The organism is Bacillus sp. FJAT-27225, assembly GCF_001685025.1.
GTDB lineage: Bacteria > Bacillota > Bacilli > Bacillales > Cytobacillaceae > Bacillus_D.
Map to the genome: position 1 here is coordinate 698,838 of NZ_MAYU01000001.1, position 19,033 is coordinate 717,870.

The following is a 19,033-nucleotide window of genomic DNA, read 5'->3' on the forward strand; positions in this document are numbered from 1 at the left end:
TAGAGATGTGGAATGCGTTTCCATCGTTTTGCGGGGAAATAATTGTTCATACCAACGGGAGGGTTTTTTCATGGCCAAGTATACGATTGTAGACAAAGAAACTTGTATTGCCTGTGGTGCATGCGGAGCTGCTGCACCGGACATCTATGATTATGATGATGAAGGCATCGCCTATGTGACACTGGATGACAACGAAGGGATCGTTGAAATTCCAGATGTTTTGATTGATGACATGATGGACGCTTTTGAAGGCTGCCCAACTGACTCAATCAAAGTGGCCGATGAGCCTTTTGACGGCAATCCTACCAAGTTCGAGTAATAAAGGGTGTACATAAAGAGGCTGTCCCAAAAGAAACCTTTTGGGACAGCCTCTTTTCTGTAGCCATGGAGGAAGAAGAACCGCGATATTTCCCAAGAGTATCGCCCGGTCCGCTTCAAATCAATGGACAAAACACTGTGACAGATATATGAACTTGTCTTTGAACTGCCTCTCATACACAAAACTATGTGACAGATATGTGAATTTGTCCTTGAACTGCTCTCTCAAAGACAAAACGCTGTGACAGATATGTGAACTGTCTTTGAACTGCTCTCTCAAGGACAAAACACTGTGACCATTAGGGAACTTGCCTTTGAACTGCTGTGCACAAGAAATTCACTTTAATCCCTTCTCCCAAAACCGTCTCTTCCGGTCTCGAATGTGATACCTTTTATCGATTGCCCCCCATCTTCATGAATCTCTATCCAAGAGGAGGCTATCCTCTTATTAATTTTTGAAAAAAAAGCAACGGGGAATCCCGCTGCTTTTTCGACTATTATCCATTTAGTTGTACAGACGTTCTCTGGCGGTTAATCCAATAGCTCATTTTGACATAAAGTGGCATGAACAGAACAGAAACAATAATCCCTTTTAATATATTAAATGGCAGAATGAACAGTACAACACTTTTTAGCGCTTCGGAATCTGCCATTGCAGGAGCATTCAAAAACCAGGTGTAAGCTGGAAGGAATAAGAAGTAATTAAGAACACTCATCAGGACCGCCATTGTAACGGTGCCAGCAATAAGTGCCAAGGACAAACCTCTCCTGGTTTTAATTTTATTATAAACATAATAGGTTGGCAAAATGAACAAAATACCAGCAGCAAAGTTAGCGATATGACCTACAGGTACACCAGTTTGGCTGCCAGTCATAAACCAGTCCAGTATGTTCTTGATTAATTCCACCAGCACTCCAGCCAGCGGACCAAACGCCAACGCTGCTACTAGTGCAGGGATGTCACTAAAATCAATCATTAGGTAAGCCGGAAATACCGGAAGTGGGAAATTCAGCAGCATAAGTACATAGGATAAGCTGCTAAGCATCCCGATGACCACCATTGTTTTGACATTCATTTTCTTCATTTTCTTCCTCTCTCCTTTGAGTCCATCCACTAAAGAAGAAAGATTCCGCAACAAGCAGGCCCTATAAATAAAAATCCCCCAAGTAATAATACTCGAGGGAGAAATTTGCAAAGGCAAGCTTAATAAACGTTCTACTCGTCAAAAATTTTCGAACGTCTGCTGAACCTCCATCTTCTCCCATCCAGACTATACTGTCGGCTTTGGAATCGCACCAAATCCTGCCTTGCGGCTCGCGGGCTAGAGCAAAAGCTCATCACCGCCGGTCGGGAATTTCACCCAGCCCCGAAGATAGACAATATTTAATTACGAGTTTATTATACTGAAAAAACGGCAGCTTGAAAAGAGAAAGAGCTTCGGTAGAAAAGTTTTATTTTTATGAACGGAAATTAGCCATTCCGCTGTTACTTGCTCGCTGCCGATATAGCAAGTTCCTTTGCTGCTTGCTCGATATCATTCTTAATGACCAGCTCATCGCCAGGATGGATAACAGTCTCATTCAACTTATTGAGTTTCATCAACTGTTTAACGCTTAAATTATGCATGTGTGCTATTTTCCAAAGCGTTTCACCCGCAGCAACTACATGGAAAGCTTGATCTGACCTATTCAGGTTTGCTCCTGCCTCGATGCTTTCTTTATGGTGATTCGTTATTGGAACTGCCGCCATGTATTCACCTATTTCAATTTTCCCTAACATGGATTCAGGATTCATTGCATTTTCCTTTTTAAAAGTCCATTCATTCTTATGGAGCTCAAAATGCAAATGTACACCTGTTGAATACCCTGTATTCCCCATTGTCCCAATTTTTTGCCCCTTTTTTACAGGTGCCCCTTCATTCACTAACCGCTTGTCTAAATGCGCATAAACGGATTCAAATCCGTTTTGATGCTTGACTAGGATAACATTTCCATAGGATACAGATAAATATGATTTTGTTACTGTTCCGTCATTCACAGCTATTACAGGAACTCCTAATTCCCCTGCTATATCTATCCCTTTATGGGTGCCGCCTCTTGTCCCAAAAACATCAGTAATAATCCCGTCAGTAGGCAGGACCCATTCAGAATTATCATTCATCTCGCTAGCTCTAGCCTGGCTTCCTCCAATGATCAGCAATGATACGCAAACCGCCATAATACCGGCAATTAAAAATCTGACTATGTAATCTTTCACGAATATATCCTCCTCCTTTTTACACGCACTACCCACCATATGCTGTTTGGCCAGGGTTTAGAACGGGAATTGGCACATTTGTTATAATTTGGACTCTTTGCTGCAGTTATTCATCTACTAGGGAAAAAGTTAGAAGTATTTCCCTAACAAAGAGAAAAACCCGCCTAAATGGCGGGCCTGGTTTCAGCTTTATTGTTCAATATTCAGCTTATTGGCGCCTATCGGGACATTCACTTTGTCTGTTAAATCGAAAGGCCCCAGTTTATTGATTGGTGGATTTTCCACTTTAACCGCGGAATAGTCAAAATCTTTCGCAGTCAGTAAAAGCGCTTCAAAAGATTGCAGTGTGGCTGCATTATCCTTCAGGTCCGTCCCTTTTCCAAGAGAAAAATGAAGGACATTTTCCTTTACAGAGACATTCTGTATAGTAAAGTTTTGAGGGAGTGACGGCTGCAATCCAATCTGAAAGCCCTCTTTTTTCATTGCTGCTATAGCTTGCTCAAAATTATCGAATGGCTTTTCGGAAGGCACCATGAAAGGAATATCCTTGCCTTCCTGTTTTGAAAACAAATATGCACGGTTCTTTTTTTCTAAAACTTTTTCTTCAGATACAAAAGTATTTATATGTTTTAAAGTTATCCCCGGTTCTCCATTAGTGGTGTAAATAATTGTATTGATAGTTTCATCATTCGCCTCTACAGTATCATTCACTACTTTTAAAAACATTCTTTCACTTCCGCCAGATATCGAATATGGGTGATTTTCAGATACATTGACGGCAAAGGTATTCCCTTCTTCAAGTTTAACATCAAGCGGATAATAGTCGCTCAAGCTCAAATCTTCTTCCTTTAGGGACGCCATCGCGGTCTTTAAAGAATCTACCCAGTTGCCTTCTGCCTGAGTTACCTTTACTGTTATAGGGACAGGAAATTGAGCTTGGCTGTCAGGCACAAACAACGTAACGGCCTTTTCATTTTCCTGTACATCCTGTTGATATAACGCTGTCCCAGAGAGTTTAGAATCTATGGCTTCCATAGTCAATGCCTTATTTTCGTCATTTCCTGTTTTCTTGTTGTTATCGGTATCGACCAATGCTACATTTGGATCTCCGTTCCCTGTTGAAGCATTCTGCCTGTCTCCTGTAAAATTAAAGGAACCGTTCGAGAAGAGCAAAAACAACAGGCATGCGGCTGCGGCTGCAGCAAACCCTGGCATAATCCAGGTAATTCGGCGTTTCTTCGTTACTTTCATTGAGATATTCTGATAGATCTCCCGCGGGTCGCGATCATCGGTCACTTTAGGCATGACTCTGATGAATTGTTCAACCTCTTTATCGCTCCACCCTCGCTTGTTCATCCACAAATCCCTCCGTTTCAAAAAGCGATTCCATTTGGGCTTTCAGCACTTTTATCGCCCTGTGCTGAGTGGTTTTGACCTTACTTTCGGTCCAGCCCAAAACTTTTGCTGTCTCCGCTATCGATAAATCATTGAGATACCTCATGATGATGACAGCGCGTTGGTCGTGAGTGCACAAATCAAGACTTTTAAACATACCTTTAATCTCTTCCCTTTGGAGAGCTATTTCTTCCGGAAGAGGCTGATGGTCCCTTACTTGGGCCGTAGACCAATCAAATTTTTCCAAAAGCTTTTGCTTCCAGCCCTTTTGTTTTCGAAAATGGTCAATCGCAACATTCCGGGCAATTGAAAAGAGCCATGTTTTCTCACTGCTTTTCCCCTCAAAACGTGAGTAGGATCTTAAAACTCTGATGTATACTTCCTGTACCAGATCTTCCGCCTGTTCTTTTGACCGGACCATATAAAATAAGAACTGGAAAACCTCCTGGTGATATTTGTTATATAGGTCAGTAAAAACGGAGTCCATTCTCTATTCCTCCCCGTTCGTAATTTTAGACGTAAACGAACCAATAAAGTTACACTTTTAAATATAGTCTGTTTTGTTACAAAAAGGAAGGAAAATATTACAAATTTATGTCATTCATTTTGCGATTCCATAACAGCATTGTCCATCTAAATTATCAATAATTGTTACTGCCTTGCCATAAAAATATTGAGTGAAAATTCCTTTGTATAAAGAAGAGCTTGCTTTCTTTTAGGCTGTTTTCTAAAAGATCGCTCCATAAAGGGAAGCTGCTTTGATTATCATCGCAGGGACACAAAGGAAAGCTCCCATGGAGAATTATCGCAGAGACACATAGGAAAGCTCCAATGGATAATCATCGCAGAGACAGGCGCTTTTGGCCTGTCACGAGGCGCTTTTTGCCTGTCACGAGGCGTTCTTTGCGGCAACAAAATTGCTAAAAAAGCCTCCTTTTATGAATTCCTTAACAGACGCATTAAATATAACAACAAAAAACCTGCGCTTCGTTGCGCAGGTTTAAATGTTTCCCGTGTATCAAGATTTTGCGTCATGTTTCCAAGTATTCCATCTATTTTCGGGGAATAAAGAAGGAAAATGTCGTCCCGTGTCCAAGCTTGCTTTTTACTGATATATAACCCTTGTGGGCTTCTATTATATTCTTGGCAATCGCCAGGCCCAAGCCTGTCCCTGCCCTTCCTCTCGTGCGTGACTTGTCCGCTTTGTAAAAACGTTCGAAAACGAACTGCAAATCTTCTTCAGGTATTCCGGATCCGGTATCCGCAACTTCCACTTCCATACCCCTATCATCGACCCTGACAGTTACCTTAACGGTTCCGTCCTTTGGAGTATGCCTAATTGCATTATCAATCAGATTCGTGAATACTTGTTCAATCCTGTCACCGTCAAATGTACAATAATAATCGGGATTGTCTACTTCAGCAGTCAAGGAAATGTCATGATCTTTCGCTAAGCCCTGGAATTTCCGGAGGATGCGGCCAATATATGGTCCTACCGGAATCTCTCCGGTATTCAATTGCATATTGCCTGATTCCATCCTTGCTATATCGAGCAGCTCATTGACAAGCCGACCCATTCGAAGTGATTCATCATAAATGACCTTAGCCATTTCCTTTTTCTCTTCATCCGATCCTGCTATATCATCAACAATGGCCTCACTGTATCCCTGAAGCATGGAGATTGGGGTCCGAAGCTCGTGGGAGACATTCGCAATAAAATCCTTCCTCATTTTATCCAGCTTCCGTTCCTCTGTCATGTCGCGAATAACTGCAACTGCACCGCGAATGAATTTAGAACTGTATAACGGACTCACAAGGATGACCCAGCTCCTGCCAAGTAAAGTAATTTCCCCCATCTGCTCTCTTTCAGTATCAACTGCTTGCTGGAAAAGTTCCATAACTTTAGCTGGTACTTCTTCAGAACCACTCTCAGCACTGTCTTTATCATAATAGCAATACTGAAGGAATCTGTCTGCTGGAGGATTGGTAATGAGTATTGTCCCATCTCTATTAAAAGTAATGACTCCATCCGCCATTGAGCTAAGGATACTAGCCAGTTGCTCCTTCTCCTGGTTAAGTGCATTCATATTGAATTTAAGCTGTCTTCCCATTTGGTTAAAGGCGGTGGCCAGCTCGCCAATTTCATCGTTGGTGAGGATTGGCACCTTGGTGTCAAACTTGCCTCTGGCAACCTCGAAGGCAGCTTCCCTCATTTTCCTGAGGGGAGAGGTAATTCTTGTTGAAAGAAAAAACGCAAATATTGTGGTGAGGACAATTGCTACCCCCGCCACCAATAAAATAAATTTAGTCGTATCCCTCGTTGTATCTTGTACAACAGAGATGGACTGATATATGAAAACCGCACCATTTTCATCAGATCCTTCAAGAGGCACTCCAATAATGGAATAATTAGGGCCCTCTTTGCCTGGATTCGAAGAAAGGGTGGACACTTTGTTTACTGCCACACCCTCGTTGAGTACCTTGGATAATACGGGATCATTGTAAATATCCGTAATGCTAAGCTTGCCCTTATCATCAGTATTAGGTGAATAATAGACTTCGTTGGGATTTTTGATAATGACTGCCCTTGTTACATTATCTAGAATTTCCCATGAAATCTCCAATCCTAGCGAAGTTTCATCATTCTCATGCTTTTTTAGGACATTTGCAATTTTCTCAGCTGTATGCGTTAAAGCCTCTCTTGTTTTAATAATGCTGTCATTTTCAAAAAACTCAAGCAGCATAACGGTGAGAATGAACAGCACAAAAGAAACAAGCAAAAGAATGGTAAACCAAAGTTTACCTACGACACTTCGTAGAAAGATCATTCATTCACAACCTCAAACTTATACCCGACTCCCCATACAGTCACAATCATTCGCGCAGCCTGCTCGGAAACCTTATTCAGCTTCTCCCTTAGGCGCTTTACATGAGTATCAACCGTACGGAGGTCCCCAAAGAATTCATAATGCCATACTTCTTTGAGAAGCTGTTCCCTGTCAAAAACTTTGTCAGGAGATTTCGCTAAAAAGTAAAGCAATTCATATTCCTTTGGAGTAAGGCTTACTTCCTTTCCATCTGCAGTGACACGGTGGGCATCGTTATCAATTGTCAAATGAGGGAACACAATAACATCCTTGGTCGTTGTATCAGTTTGCAGGTAGCTCGTTTGTGAGGATCTGCGAAGTAATGCTTTAACGCGCAGGACTACTTCCCTTGGGCTAAAAGGTTTTACGATATAATCGTCTGTTCCTACTTCAAAACCCTGTACGCGGTTTACTTCTTCACCTTTGGCTGTAAGCATAATGACAGGAGTGGCCTTTTTTTCCCTTAATTCACGGCAAACTTCTATGCCATCCTTTCCTGGCATCATTAAATCAAGCAGAATGACATCATAATCAGTGGCAAGCGCTTTGGTCAATGCTTCATTGCCGTCCTCTGCCTCTTCGATAAAAAAGTCTTCACGCTCGAGATACATTTTTAAAAGTCTGCGAATACGCTCCTCATCGTCAACAACAAGAATTTTTACGTCTTTTTCCATAGTTAATTCCCCCCATGCAATTAGTTTACAAAATGAAAGATAAATTGCCAAATTTAATCAGTTATTACAAGCCGCTGCACAGCATTTGCATGCGGGGCTTTTACTGTGAAACAAGACCATTCGAATTGCGTTTACTTCCTACATGTCAAGGCCATACGGCGCTAAACGGGAGTTTCCGCCTTTCTCTGTCCAGCTGCAGCTCCCAACGCCTAGTGTCCTTCGGTCCCCTCACTACGATAAGTCAACATCGATTCACTGCGTTCATCGTGTTTCCTTTATCTCATGTCGAGGCCCTCCAGGCCATACGGCGCTAAACGGGAGTTTCCGCCTTTCTATGACCCGGCGTAGGAGTGGAGACCTGCAATTACTAGGTTGACTGCAATCAGGTTGAACATGATGATGGCAAACCCGATAACGGCGAGCCATGCTGATTTTTCACCATGCCAGCCTTTCGAGAGCCTGAGATGAAGGAACGCTGCATAAAACAGCCATGTAATCAGGGCCCAAACCTCTTTCGGGTCCCAACCCCAGAAACGTGTCCAGGCTATTTGAGCCCAAATCATTGCAAAAATTAACGCTCCAAGGGTAAATACCGGGAATCCAATTAAAACAGATCTGTAGCTAATTTCATCCACAAGATCGAGATTAACATTTTTCACTAACGGCTTAAGAGCCGCCGAAATCCTCTTTCTTAAAATAAGCCTTATGAGTCCATAAAGGACGGCGCCACCGATTAAAGACCATATTACAGTATTCAACTTTTTCGAATTGATAATCGCCGGCATTTCTACTAGCGGCTCGAACTTCCCGTCTGTCAGGAGTTCTCCTTGATGCGGCCCCACAAGCGCCGGCATATGGAACTCAACCTGAGTGGGGTTCCCAGATTTGTCAATCCAATTAAACTCAGCTTTATAACCGGCACTGGAAAAACCAACCGCTGCCACGATAAAACCAAGTACACAAACCATTGTGAACAAAATCGACTCTAGCCAAAACGTTTTTTTAGTAGATTTTGACTGGTCAATAACCTTTATTAAATAAATCAATCCAGCCGCAAAACTGATTGCCAGGATTGCTTCACCAAGCGCTGCGGTAATAACGTGGATTTGCAGCCAATAGCTTTTCAGTGCCGGAATCAGCGGGCTGATTTCACGCGGGAACATACTCGCATATGCTATGACAAGAAGTGCAACCGGCATTGTGAATAATCCAAGCAAAGCCGATTTATAAATAAAATATATGAAAATGAAAGCGCCGACAAGAGCCATTCCGAAAAATGTTGTAAATTCGAATAAATTGCTGACCGGTGCGTGCCCCGCAGCAATCCATCTTGTTATAAAATATCCCATCTGGGAGATAAAGCCCGCAATGGCAGCCGTAATGGCAGCCTTTCCCCAATTGCTCGTCTTGCCGGTTTTAATTGCCCCTCCAAACAGGAAGGTGGCTATTAAATATAAGATAAATGCTACAAATAACAGATTACTGCTTAGCTCCGCCACTATTCGCCCCTCCTTCTGGCTTTTCATCCTGAAGCTGATCTTCAGGTATTCCTAGTTTAGTATTTTCGAGAATTTGTCCAATATCCCGCTTTAAACCATGCCAGTTTTTATTGGTATGTGCCGCAATCCAAATATCGTTACTTCTCTTTTGGACCCAGATCCTGCGGTGATTCCAGTAGGAACCTTGAATGACCCCGATCATAAAAATTAGCCCACCGAGAGCCAGTACCCAAAGTGTATGGTCTTTTCGGACTGTAAGTGCGGAAACATTCCTAGTCTCTACATTTTTGAATTCCATTTTATATTTGTTATTTCCTTCAGGTTCAATCGTCTGCTGGATTGCAACAAAGCTGACCTCGCCTTCAGGCTTATCTGGTGTAATCATGTCAAATACAAATGCAGGATTATTCGGTACACGTGATTTTGTTATTGGTTCACCATCGTCACCAAATTCAAAATCAGGGTAGTATCCAAGAAGTTTAACAGAATATCCGTCTCTAAGTTCATAAGTTTTTGCAGGCTCATCCAGATCAACCTTAATGTCCCCAAATTGCTCTCCAGAGGCTTTATCTGTTAGCGAAAACGTCATTGAACTCAACTCATTTAGTTTATAGTCAACTTGATAAAGCGCATAGTCATCGAATTTCAAAGGTTCATTGACTCGAATCTCGGATTCTTTTAGTTTCTCAAGTTTAGGTTCTTCCCCTGGAAGTGAATCGGCTGACTTTTTATATAACACGACATTGGATTGAAATGTCTTCGCCACAGTACCAGCGCGTTCCAGAGCCTCACTAAATACTTCGTCCTCAGTCTCCTTGTCATACACTTCAAGGATAAATTGATTATTAGTCAAAAAATATTCACTTTCAGTTCCAGGGATTTCCGTCGTTTCACCTTCACGAATCCAAAGCACTTTATCGACATACATGCCAGGTACGAATCTAAGCATACCGCCTATTAGGAAAATAATTAACCCAACATGGTTTACATAAGGACCCCATCTGGAAAATCTGCCTTTTTCCGCAAGCAGGTTGCCGTTATCTTCCCGGACATTGTAGCGGCGCTCAATAAGCTTTGCCTTTACCTTTGCAATTTCGTCATTAGTGGCTGCGCCTTCTGTTATCCCGAAAACTCTTTGCTTTTTCAAAAAACCGTCATTCCTGATCACCCGCTGCGCCTTCAAGGCACGGTGCAGCGGAACAACCCTGTCAAGGCTGCATATAACAAGGGAAATCCCGATCATTGCAATTAATATTAAATACCACCAGGAACTGTATAAATTATGGAAACCGAGCAAATAGTACAGTTTCCCCATCCAGCCATACTGATCCTCATAATATTGTTCGGGTGTGACTACATTTGGGATATACATTTCCTGTGGAAAAATCGTTCCAACCGCGGATGCCACCAAGGTGATAATGATGAGCCATACGCCGACTTTAACCGATGAGAAGAAGTTCCAAATTTTGTCGACGAACGTTTTGTTATACGTTTGCGACCGGCGGGAACTGCCCTCATACCGCATATCATGCAGCTTTTCCTGTTTGGCATTTTGGGAAAGAGCCTTCCCGCATGCCTCACATAGGACTGTACCGTGAGGATTGACATGTCCACAATCACACTTTATTTGATTCATTATAAAATCTCCCTATACAGCTCAAGGCTTAATGCTTTCCATATATTGCTTGACAGTCGCTTCCGTCAGCTGGCCCGTATGGTAGCGGACAACTTTGCCATCCTTATCAATCAGGAACGTTGCTGGAAGGGGATTAACCCCATAGGCATTCATAACTTGCCTGCTCTTGTCGAGAATGACCGGAAAATCGAGGCTATATTTTTCAGCAAAGTTGCCGACTGCCAAATTGGATTCGCCGATATTTACGGCCAGCACCTGAACCCCTTGATCTTTGAACTGGGCATATTGATTGTTAATATAAGGCATTTCTTTTTCACATGGCTTACACCATGTTCCCCAAAAATTCAGGAATACCCCCTGGCCTTTGTAATCTGACAGCTTATGCTTATTACCTTCAAGGTCAGTTAGAACAAAATCTGGCGCCGTATCCCCTGGTGTAACCATGGCGCGTTCTTCCTTGGTGAAGTTTGCATAAAGCGTATACACAACGGCCCCAGCCAATAGCACCAAAATCACCGACCTGATTGCCAACCGCCTTTTCTTCATTTCTCTTCCTCCAAAATTCGAACATGTTTGATAAATTTGTCTAAATTATATCATTTTTCACTACACGAACAGTGTTAACGCTTTATCAATTGTGACAGTATTATGAATTTTTCCTCTCTGTCTGCATGGCAAGCGCTCTCATCTGTTTCACTTCATGTGGTGTCAGCTCTCTTGCTTCCCCCGCCTTTAAGCCAGCCAAAGTCAAAAATCCATACCTTTCCCGCTTTAATTTGGTAACCTTATGACCGATCGCCTCGAACATTCGTCTTACCTGCCTGTTACGTCCTTCATGAATTGAGAGTTCAAGTATGGATGTATTTTTCTTTTTATCATGCGACAGCATTTTCACCCTGGCGGGTGCTGTCATTCCATCCTCCAGCTTAATTCCCTTTTCCAATTTTTTAATCTTTTCTCTAAGAGGAATGCCTTCTATTTTTGCTACATACACCTTTTCAATTTCATTGCGCGGATGCATGAGCAGGTTAGCAAAATCCCCATCATTCGTAAGTAAAAGCAGCCCGGATGTATCATAATCCAGCCTTCCGACTGGATAAATCCTCTCCTCCAAGTCCGGAAAGAAATCAGTTACTGCCTTTCGCCCTTTATCATCCTTTACAGTAGAAATGACCCCGCGCGGCTTATAAAAAAGGAAGTAAACCGGCTCCTCTCTTTGTATCTGGATTTCATTTACCTCAACCTTATCCGAAGGGGAGACCTTCACACCAAGCTCTGAAACAACCTTGCCATTGACTTTGACTTTACCTTCTTTAATTAAATCTTCGGCTTTTCTTCTTGAAGCAACTCCAGCCCTGGCAATTACTTTTTGCAAACGTTCCATCTATGCCACCTCTGTTATTTCTAGCATTATTATCGTGCAATTGTATTCTAATGAATTATGACACAATTTTGTACGAATTCAAAGCTTGAAAAACCGCGAATCAGATTATTGATGCAGAAGAATGGGTATTGTGAAAAATTACTGTATAGATTGAATTTAATATTTTCTCAATAGGTCTGTTGATTTCCGTTCCACAAAGTGAAGCTTCTGAGAATTAACATCGCAGAGACAGGCGCTTTTTGCCTGTCGCGAGGCGCTTCGCGGACCTTAGGGGCGTGCGGTGAGCCTGTCTAGCTGCGGCTCCTAGCTCCTCGAGGTCGCTTCGGTCCTTCAGCCGAAGTCAATGGACGACTTCTGCTTCAGGCCCTCCAGCGCTTGTCGGAGCTGGGCAGTCGCCTCACTTTTCTTTCTCCTCGCCGCTCCTGGGCGTCTGTGGGGTCTCACCTGTCACGCTGCTCCCGCAGGACGTTGCATAATCTTCCCAGAAAAAGCACCGCAGGAGAAAATGCGTTTTTTGCATTTTCGAACGAGCTCGCGCCTTCCTCTACAATCAACAGGACTGCAAAAGAATTTTTTCAAGTTCAACAAATATAGTCATAATTATTTTCATTTATAGGAAAAGTTTCATGAAAAGGACGTTTCATTATTCATAAAAACGAATACTATTTATAGCAGAAAAATACAAAAAAGCCTGGACAAGCTGCCCAGGCTAAAAAATGAGAATTGCTACTAAAATAGCTGCCGCAATCCCTACAACGTCTGCCAATAAACCAACCTTTAAAGCGTCTCCCATTTTCCTGATTCCTACCGATCCGAAATATACAGTTAACACATAAAACGTGGTATCCGTGCTTCCTTGTAAAATCGAGGCGAGCCTGCCTGCAAAAGAGTCTGGCCCATACGTCGCAATCAGGTCGGTCGTCATTCCGAGGGCCGCTGTTCCCGAAATCGGCCGGATTAAGGCTAGCGGTACAATTTCCGGTGGGATGCCAGCCCCATATAGTAAAGGTCGTACCCATCCTGTTACTACATCCATTGCGCCTGACGCTCTAAAAATCGAAACAGATACAAGCATCCCAACAAGGAACGGAATAATCGATATTGCTATTTTGATGCCTTCCTTTCCGCCTTCTACAAAGCTTTCATAGGTTGGCACCTTCTTGATTGTTCCTATAACCAAGATAAAAGCAATAATTAATGGAATAAACCAGAGAGAAACCGCTGCCAGAGTTTGCAAGCTATCACCTTCTTCGGCTCCGCCGCCAATAATAATACCTGTCTATCAAAATTGCGCCTAGTGCTGAAAGGACCGTTGTAATGAGTGTCGGGATGACGATTTCCGCCGGGTTTGCAGAATGATAATTCATTCGAATCGCAATGACTGTCGTAGGTAAAATTGTAATGGATGCTGTATTAATTGCCAAAAAAGTAATCATTGAACGGCTTGCATGATCCTTTTGAACGTTCAAATCCTGAAGCTGCTCCATTGCCTTCAGACCAAGAGGGGTTGCCGCATTCCCAAGCCCAAACATATTCGCAATTATATTGGATAAGATATACCCCATCGCAGGATGGTTTGCCGGCACTTCAGGGAATAAAGGTTTGACAATCGGTTTAAACAGTTTAGCCATCGCTTTCAGTAAACCCGCTTCCTCGGCGATCCGCATCATCCCCAGCCAAAAAACCAATATGCTGATCAATCCGATACATAACGTGACCGCATCCTTTGCTCCCTGAAAAACAGCCTGGTTCACTTCCTGAATCGTCCCATTGAAAAGCGCAAAAACAATTCCAACCACAGTTATTAAAACCCAAACATAATTAACCATTTTTGTCGATCCCTACTGCTAAACTAAAAAACTTCTTGAAACTATCCAAATAACCAGTTTTCCGATCCTTTGACTCCTTGAAGTAAACAGGGACGGTTCTTATTAGCGACCCATCTAAATAAACCTCTGCCTTCCCGGCAACAGTTACTTTTCCTCTCTGTGTATCACGAAATTTCCCTGATTCTGGTTTCAACAGTTTATATTTCACTTCAAACTTGTCCATCTCTTCTTCCGTGACAGGATAAATCACTCTTTTTGCTGTGAAAATATAGCCGTTTTTGTATGGCTGTTTTTCCAAAGAAATCTTTCCTTTTGGGATAACCTCTGCCAGGTCAAAGCTCTTAAACCCCGATTCAAACAAATTTACGTGGTCATCCCAGTCATCCGGTGCATTAAGAGTAACGGCAATCAGTTCCATTTCTCCTTTTTGGGCGGTTGAAACAAGTGTCCGCTTGGCCCGCTTGGTGTAACCAGTCTTGCCTCCGGTGCTATATTTGTACATTGAAAGAAGCCGATTTTTATTTTTCCATTCCCTGTCCCACCGTTCACCCGGATTTTCCGCCCTATGTACTTTTGTGCCCGAGATTTTTCTGTACACTTTATTTTTCATGGCATACCTTGTCAATAATGCCATGTCATATGCGGTTGAATAGTGTTTTTCCTTGTTATCGAGTCCATGGGGATTTGAAAAAAACGTATTTTCCATCCCTATTTCTTCTGCCTTCTGGTTCATAAGGAATGCGAACCCCTCCTCGCTCCCTCCAACGAATTCAGCAATAGCCGCTGCTGCATCATTACCGGAACGCAGCATTAGCCCATAAACAAGGTCTTCAAGCTTTATTTTTTCACCCGGTTTCAAGTAAATGGAGGAACCTTCAGTCCTGACAGCCTTTTCGCTTACGGTCGCCAATTGATTCATCTTTCCTGATTCAATCGCAAGTATGGCGGTCATGATTTTCGTAATGCTTGCAATCCGCATCGGTGTTTGAGCATTTTTTTCAAATAAAATCCGGCCGGTCTCCTGTTCAATCAGGATGGCCGCACTTGCGCTGACAGAAAGAGAGGCAGAGGCTCCTGAGGGCAAGAGGCCGCCGGTGATCAGCACGGAAATAAGGAGGCATAAAAAGAATTGTTTCACTTTTTTCATTACAGACTCCGTTCCCTTCCTGAAAATAGGATACAGCGCAACTGTTGATGCACCATGAATTTAAATGTTTGTACAAGTGTATGCGGAGTCTTGTCCAATATGACCAAAAACAGAGGACAGGCAGTTAGACAGAAAAAAGCCGCAGGATATCCCGCGGCTTTGTTTACATTATTATTTTGACTGAATCATTTTTGTACGGTAATCGGTCTCGTAGTATTCCAGATCTTCGCGAATGCGCTGGAACTCGGACTCAAGTTCCTGGATGAGGTTTTTCACAGAATCAGGCACTGGCTTATGAAAAATAATTGAGTTTCTGCCCGTGTAGGCACTGCGGCTATCCTCATACCATGCTCCGTTTTTTCGGGGAAAAGAATTCATCAATGCATTGGTGATAAATTCGGTAAAGCGTCTTTTCCGCAGCCGCTTTTCGGAAAGGTGAACCCTGGAGGAGGATTGAACAAGTATCCAAGCCTTCTTCACTAAAAACCAACAGTCTTCTCATCTGGGAAAGGATGGTCCTAAAGTAATCCAGGTTATCCTCAACGCCCTCTATCAAGCTAGTAAGGCTGGTTTCGTTAAGGAAAGATTCCAGGTGTTTATTTGAATCTTTAAGGAAAGCATGGACTTCCTTAAGCTGCGATTCAACGGGCGTATTCGCCATTTTCGTCCCTCCACCGATACAAGTTGATTACCAAAAATCGATTAAGCCCATCCAGTAAGCTTTTTTAAAAGGGATTAGGAAACATGCACAAATTCTAGAGGCGATTTTATTTCATAACTGCCTTTTGAACCGAGCGAATCAAAAATTTCTGGAAGCTTGTCAAAGTCAATCCCCGTGAAAAATGCCGAGAATTCTTTTTGAGTGTGAAGATAAAGGCGCTTTCGGTTCCGAAGCCCTGGATTCTTAATCATGCAAACCAGTGCAACGATATCCTTGAAATAAATATCCTTCCCTCCTGCAGAAAAAAGAGGATCTTCCTTATACGGTACAAACTCAGTGAAGTTTTCATCAAAATAACGAAGGTATAAGACATGTAAAGTCCTCTCCTCGCCACCTTCAACGTAGGTCAGTTGACTGCGGTTAAAAAAGTCTTCCGAGGTATTTGATTTTTCCTTTTCTAATTCATATCCCCTGCTTTGTTTAATCAACATCCCGCTTTCCTCCTCATTTGGACATCTTTTCCCCATTGTAACAAAATTGGAATACCTAAAGCTCCTTGAACTTTCCAAAAAACAAATCCGCTTCCTCTTGAATGAAGTCTTCCTCCCCTTTATCGGGCAACGGAGGAAGTTCCTCAAGGCTCTTCAAGCCAAAATAATCAAGAAATTCCTTGGTTGTTCCATAGAGGATTGCCCGGCCCGATCCTTCAGCTCTTCCTACTTCCTTTACTAAGGCCTTTGCCATCAATGTATGCAGAGGGCGTTCTGTTTTAACACCTCGGATATCTTCAATTTCAGATCGGGTAATCGGTTGTTTGTACGCAATGATCGCAAGTGTTTCTAGCGCCGCCTGTGAAAGTGTGGTTGTACCAGGTGTTTCCACAAGTTTCTTTAGAAAATCTGCATTTTCCTTTTTTGTACCCAGCTGGACTGTTCCAGCCAATAAAACAATAATTAAGCCACGGTCCTCGTCTGTTTCCAATTTATGTTTCATCTCATCGACTAGGTCGGCTGCCTGCTGTTCGTCAATCTCCAAGACCGCAGCAATCTGCTTGATAGAAAGCCCTTCGTCTCCTGCAGCAAACAAAAGGCTTTCCAATATACTTTGATACTTAATTATATCCAACTGCTGCCGCTCCTTCCCTTGCAGAAATAATTTTGATGTCGCCAAAATTTTCGGATTGCTCCGCAAAGATTTCGTCCCTTTTCATTAATTCGAGAATGGCAAGGAAGGTAACCACTACATACCCCTTCTCAGGAGAAGGAAATAACTCGTAAAAGTCAATTCCCAATGGTTTATCCTTAAGAGTTTCCAAAACCTCATCCATCCGTTTTTCAATGGATATATCCTGTCTTGTAATTTTTGTAACCACCGGTTTTTGAAGTTTCTTTCGCCGCATTAGCTTTTGGTAGGCGCCAAGCATATCGTAAATCGATACGGAAGGAGTTGGAGCCTTTTGTTGCAAAGCCTCTCTAGCAAAATCAGTCAAGTCGCTTGGGGCCTTTGTATAAATAAGGCTGCGCTCTTCTTCCAGTTCCTTCAACTCAACGGCAGCTTCCTTATACTTTCGGTATTCAATCAGCCTCTCGACAAGTTCATTTCTGGGATCTTCCTCACTGAGCGGTTCAAGAGCATCATCGAACAGTTCTTCCTCATGTTTGGGCAGAAGCATTTTACTCTTGATGGCCAGAAGTGTAGCCGCCATCACCAGGTATTCACTGGCGAGGTCCAGTTTCAATTCTTTCATTGTATGGATATACAAAAGGTACTGCTCCGTGATTTGCGCGACCGGAATGTCATAAATATCAATTTCAAGGGTATTAATGAGATGGAGCAGCAAATCGAGTGGCCCTTCAAATGAATCAATTTTCACATTATACTGCATGATTTATTCACCAAATTCTATGTATTTCTATTTCTGGTTAATCTAAAAAGGCTGAGGTTCCAACAGGTGGTTACTTTCATTTTTAAACTACAGAATTAGGCTGTGAAACCAAATTCCTCCCTGTTAATATATAGCCGGATTCGAAAGCTTTACTTCCTTCCCCTGCAGGCGAATTCCAGGTGGGTTCTGAGTAAAGTACAAATAAACAAGTAAGATTTAAATCTTTAGTCCATCTTATATAGTATAGAGGATTAAATCGGCTTATCCAACAAAAAATTCTTCCCAAATCCTTATATAAAGCCATCTTCAACCTCAAAGCTTGCCTTATGCTAAACTGAACATAGAAATGCATTGAAGCGGGGGGAATTGAATGTATCCAGAGCCATATATAGAATATCTGGCACATTTTCACGGTGACCATGACTTTTTTGAGTGCCATGAACTATTGGAGGAGTATTGGAAGGAGGTAGACCCAGGCAATAAAAAGTCCATTTGGGTTGCTTTTATTCAACTGGCAGTTGGCTGCTACCACTTTCGGAGGAGAAATACACAAGGAGCAGCTAAAAATTTACGAAAATCATTATTGCTGTTCAAAACGAACGAAAACCTTATTTCTTCTTTTGGAATTAATCGAGAAGATCTTTTTACTCAGATAGAAGCACTAATTGAAGAAGCCATAACCGGAAAAACATACAAAGGTTTTTCCATCCCGATTGAAGATGAGATATTACGAGATTTATGGGTATCAGTGTGCAAAAAGAAAGGGCTTCAAATCCTTGAATCGGGGTATATGCCGAATGAGTCAATTATCCATCGGCATAAGACACGTGACCGTACAATAATCATAAATGAAAGGCAACAAGCGTTACTTCGGCGGAATTTTAAAACTGCAGACAGGGATCAAAAAAGCGCAGAATGAGATTAATTCTCACATTCTGCGCTTAAACCATCTTTACATTTTTCAAAAAAGGCTGCCGTCACCTGGTTTGAGGTAATTGTTTTGGCAGGAAAAAGCTCACTTAAAGCTTTTACCATATTATGCCCTATTCCTTGGAAACGGTGTGATGGATTGACAGAGATATGGTGGATTTCAGAGGTTTCATCACTTGTATGGAAAACCCCAATGAGACCTATTATATCCTCTTCCTCTTTCCAAAGAAACAACTGCCAGCCTACACCAGATTCATATTGTTTCATTGTCTGCTGAAGCTTTTTTATATCCTTTTCGCCAGGCATGAACGACAATAGACCCATAGCAATTTTTTCAAACTGTTTTTTGTATCGGATTAACATGTAAGATCCCTCATTATGATAATAAAGTGAAACTTCAATCAGCGGGGAGTTTTTCATCCCCATTGATGCGGGTAAAATCATCCCGGACAATAAATCCGGATCTAGAATCAGTATATGTAGAAAAGCTTGCAAGTTGCGCCTATACCAACTTACCTAAACAATTGCAATTTATCAGCAATAAGCTGATA

General features: G+C 42.3%; 19 protein-coding genes, 1 pseudogene and 1 riboswitch. Of the genes and pseudogenes, 2 read left to right on the top strand and 18 right to left on the bottom strand.

Annotated elements, in window-relative coordinates; all coding sequences use genetic code 11:
• The first annotated feature begins 70 nt into the window (after positions 1-70).
• Complete coding sequence (locus A8F94_RS03595; protein ID WP_053599082.1) at positions 71-319, top strand: ferredoxin; 249 nt, start codon at positions 71-73, stop codon at positions 317-319.
• 496 nt (positions 320-815) lie between these two features.
• Here A8F94_RS03595 and A8F94_RS03600 read toward each other — a convergent pair whose 3' ends face one another.
• The 17 genes and pseudogenes from A8F94_RS03600 to A8F94_RS03680 all read right to left on the bottom strand — a co-directional run bounded on the left by A8F94_RS03600 (position 816) and on the right by A8F94_RS03680 (position 17,552).
• On the bottom strand, positions 816-1,403 hold the full coding sequence (locus A8F94_RS03600) for an ECF transporter S component (protein ID WP_066195711.1): 588 nt from the start codon (positions 1,401-1,403) through the stop codon (positions 816-818).
• 165 nt (positions 1,404-1,568) lie between these two features.
• Positions 1,569-1,697: riboswitch (FMN riboswitch) on the bottom strand.
• Between the two features lie 107 nt (positions 1,698-1,804).
• Positions 1,805-2,575, bottom strand: a complete 771-nt coding sequence (locus tag A8F94_RS03605; protein WP_077247537.1) for a peptidoglycan DD-metalloendopeptidase family protein — start codon at positions 2,573-2,575, stop codon at positions 1,805-1,807.
• A 189-nt stretch (positions 2,576-2,764) separates the two neighbouring features.
• Positions 2,765-3,931: a hypothetical protein gene (locus A8F94_RS03610; protein WP_066195721.1), complete on the bottom strand. Its 1,167-nt coding sequence runs from the start codon at positions 3,929-3,931 to the stop codon at positions 2,765-2,767.
• A complete protein-coding gene (sigX, locus tag A8F94_RS03615) occupies positions 3,906-4,457 on the bottom strand; it encodes an RNA polymerase sigma factor SigX (protein WP_066195727.1) in 552 nt (183 codons plus the stop codon). The genes A8F94_RS03610 and sigX overlap by 26 nt, the downstream gene beginning before the upstream one ends.
• A gap of 565 nt (positions 4,458-5,022) precedes the next feature.
• A complete protein-coding gene (locus A8F94_RS03620) occupies positions 5,023-6,798 on the bottom strand; it encodes an ATP-binding protein (protein WP_066195729.1) in 1,776 nt (591 codons plus the stop codon).
• Positions 6,795-7,511, bottom strand: coding sequence for a response regulator transcription factor (locus A8F94_RS03625; protein WP_066195733.1), 717 nt, complete (start codon positions 7,509-7,511; stop codon positions 6,795-6,797). The genes A8F94_RS03620 and A8F94_RS03625 overlap by 4 nt, the downstream gene beginning before the upstream one ends.
• Before the next feature lie 332 nt (positions 7,512-7,843).
• Positions 7,844-9,010 (bottom strand): c-type cytochrome biogenesis protein CcsB, encoded by a 1,167-nt coding sequence (gene ccsB / locus A8F94_RS03630; RefSeq protein WP_066195735.1) that lies wholly within the window; start codon positions 9,008-9,010, stop codon positions 7,844-7,846.
• A complete protein-coding gene (gene resB / locus A8F94_RS03635; protein WP_066195738.1) occupies positions 8,991-10,646 on the bottom strand; it encodes a cytochrome c biogenesis protein ResB in 1,656 nt (551 codons plus the stop codon). The genes ccsB and resB overlap by 20 nt, the downstream gene beginning before the upstream one ends.
• A 21-nt stretch (positions 10,647-10,667) precedes the next feature.
• On the bottom strand, positions 10,668-11,192 hold the full coding sequence (gene resA, locus A8F94_RS03640; protein WP_066195741.1) for a thiol-disulfide oxidoreductase ResA: 525 nt from the start codon (positions 11,190-11,192) through the stop codon (positions 10,668-10,670).
• Between the two features lie 100 nt (positions 11,193-11,292).
• Positions 11,293-12,030: a 23S rRNA pseudouridine(2605) synthase RluB gene (gene rluB, locus A8F94_RS03645; RefSeq protein WP_066195744.1), complete on the bottom strand. Its 738-nt coding sequence runs from the start codon at positions 12,028-12,030 to the stop codon at positions 11,293-11,295.
• Positions 12,031-12,739: 709 nt separating this feature from the next.
• Positions 12,740-13,267, bottom strand: coding sequence for a spore maturation protein (locus A8F94_RS03650; protein WP_066195746.1), 528 nt, complete (start codon positions 13,265-13,267; stop codon positions 12,740-12,742).
• Between the two features lie 4 nt (positions 13,268-13,271).
• Positions 13,272-13,859 carry a nucleoside recognition domain-containing protein gene (locus A8F94_RS03655; RefSeq protein ID WP_066195749.1) on the bottom strand — a complete coding sequence of 196 codons (588 nt, stop codon included), beginning with the start codon at positions 13,857-13,859 and terminating at the stop codon, positions 13,272-13,274.
• Positions 13,852-15,006 carry a D-alanyl-D-alanine carboxypeptidase family protein gene (locus A8F94_RS03660; protein ID WP_066195752.1) on the bottom strand — a complete coding sequence of 385 codons (1,155 nt, stop codon included), beginning with the start codon at positions 15,004-15,006 and terminating at the stop codon, positions 13,852-13,854. The genes A8F94_RS03655 and A8F94_RS03660 overlap by 8 nt, the downstream gene beginning before the upstream one ends.
• Positions 15,007-15,177: 171 nt before the next feature.
• A pseudogene (locus A8F94_RS03665) lies at positions 15,178-15,667 on the bottom strand (DUF3907 family protein).
• Positions 15,668-15,741: 74 nt separating this feature from the next.
• Positions 15,742-16,158, bottom strand: a complete 417-nt coding sequence (locus A8F94_RS03670; protein ID WP_066195755.1) for a hypothetical protein — start codon at positions 16,156-16,158, stop codon at positions 15,742-15,744.
• Between the two features lie 55 nt (positions 16,159-16,213).
• Positions 16,214-16,792 (bottom strand): SMC-Scp complex subunit ScpB, encoded by a 579-nt coding sequence (gene scpB / locus A8F94_RS03675; protein ID WP_066195760.1) that lies wholly within the window; start codon positions 16,790-16,792, stop codon positions 16,214-16,216.
• Complete coding sequence (locus tag A8F94_RS03680; RefSeq protein WP_066195763.1) at positions 16,779-17,552, bottom strand: segregation/condensation protein A; 774 nt, start codon at positions 17,550-17,552, stop codon at positions 16,779-16,781. Before A8F94_RS03680 ends, scpB begins: the two co-directional genes overlap by 14 nt.
• A 370-nt stretch (positions 17,553-17,922) precedes the next feature.
• Between A8F94_RS03680 and A8F94_RS03685 the strand changes: the two genes are divergently transcribed.
• Entirely contained in the window at positions 17,923-18,471 is a 549-nt protein-coding gene (locus tag A8F94_RS03685) for a DUF309 domain-containing protein (protein ID WP_066195766.1), read from the top strand.
• 2 nt (positions 18,472-18,473) lie between these two features.
• On the opposite strand, the gene A8F94_RS03690 is transcribed toward A8F94_RS03685, so the two are convergent.
• Positions 18,474-18,845: a GNAT family N-acetyltransferase gene (locus tag A8F94_RS03690; protein WP_066197226.1), complete on the bottom strand. Its 372-nt coding sequence runs from the start codon at positions 18,843-18,845 to the stop codon at positions 18,474-18,476.
• Positions 18,846-19,033 lie beyond the last annotated feature (188 nt).

Excerpts from the sequence above, each read along its gene's own strand:
- A8F94_RS03595 (WP_053599082.1), top strand. The coding sequence starts at position 71 with ATGGCCAAGTATACGATTGTAGACAAAGAAACTTGTATTGCCTGTGGT.
- A8F94_RS03600 (WP_066195711.1), bottom strand. The coding sequence starts at position 1,403 with ATGAAGAAAATGAATGTCAAAACAATGGTGGTCATCGGGATGCTTAGC.
- A8F94_RS03610 (WP_066195721.1), bottom strand. The coding sequence starts at position 3,931 with ATGAACAAGCGAGGGTGGAGCGATAAAGAGGTTGAACAATTCATCAGA.
- sigX (WP_066195727.1), bottom strand. The coding sequence starts at position 4,457 with ATGGACTCCGTTTTTACTGACCTATATAACAAATATCACCAGGAGGTT.
- A8F94_RS03620 (WP_066195729.1), bottom strand. The coding sequence starts at position 6,798 with ATGATCTTTCTACGAAGTGTCGTAGGTAAACTTTGGTTTACCATTCTT.
- A8F94_RS03625 (WP_066195733.1), bottom strand. The coding sequence starts at position 7,511 with ATGGAAAAAGACGTAAAAATTCTTGTTGTTGACGATGAGGAGCGTATT.
- resB (WP_066195738.1), bottom strand. The coding sequence starts at position 10,646 with ATGAATCAAATAAAGTGTGATTGTGGACATGTCAATCCTCACGGTACA.
- resA (WP_066195741.1), bottom strand. The coding sequence starts at position 11,192 with ATGAAGAAAAGGCGGTTGGCAATCAGGTCGGTGATTTTGGTGCTATTG.
- rluB (WP_066195744.1), bottom strand. The coding sequence starts at position 12,030 with ATGGAACGTTTGCAAAAAGTAATTGCCAGGGCTGGAGTTGCTTCAAGA.
- A8F94_RS03655 (WP_066195749.1), bottom strand. The coding sequence starts at position 13,859 with ATGGTTAATTATGTTTGGGTTTTAATAACTGTGGTTGGAATTGTTTTT.
- A8F94_RS03660 (WP_066195752.1), bottom strand. The coding sequence starts at position 15,006 with ATGAAAAAAGTGAAACAATTCTTTTTATGCCTCCTTATTTCCGTGCTG.
- A8F94_RS03670 (WP_066195755.1), bottom strand. The coding sequence starts at position 16,158 with ATGTTGATTAAACAAAGCAGGGGATATGAATTAGAAAAGGAAAAATCA.
- A8F94_RS03680 (WP_066195763.1), bottom strand. The coding sequence starts at position 17,552 with ATGCAGTATAATGTGAAAATTGATTCATTTGAAGGGCCACTCGATTTG.
- A8F94_RS03685 (WP_066195766.1), top strand. The coding sequence starts at position 17,923 with ATGTATCCAGAGCCATATATAGAATATCTGGCACATTTTCACGGTGAC.
- A8F94_RS03690 (WP_066197226.1), bottom strand. The coding sequence starts at position 18,845 with ATGTTAATCCGATACAAAAAACAGTTTGAAAAAATTGCTATGGGTCTA.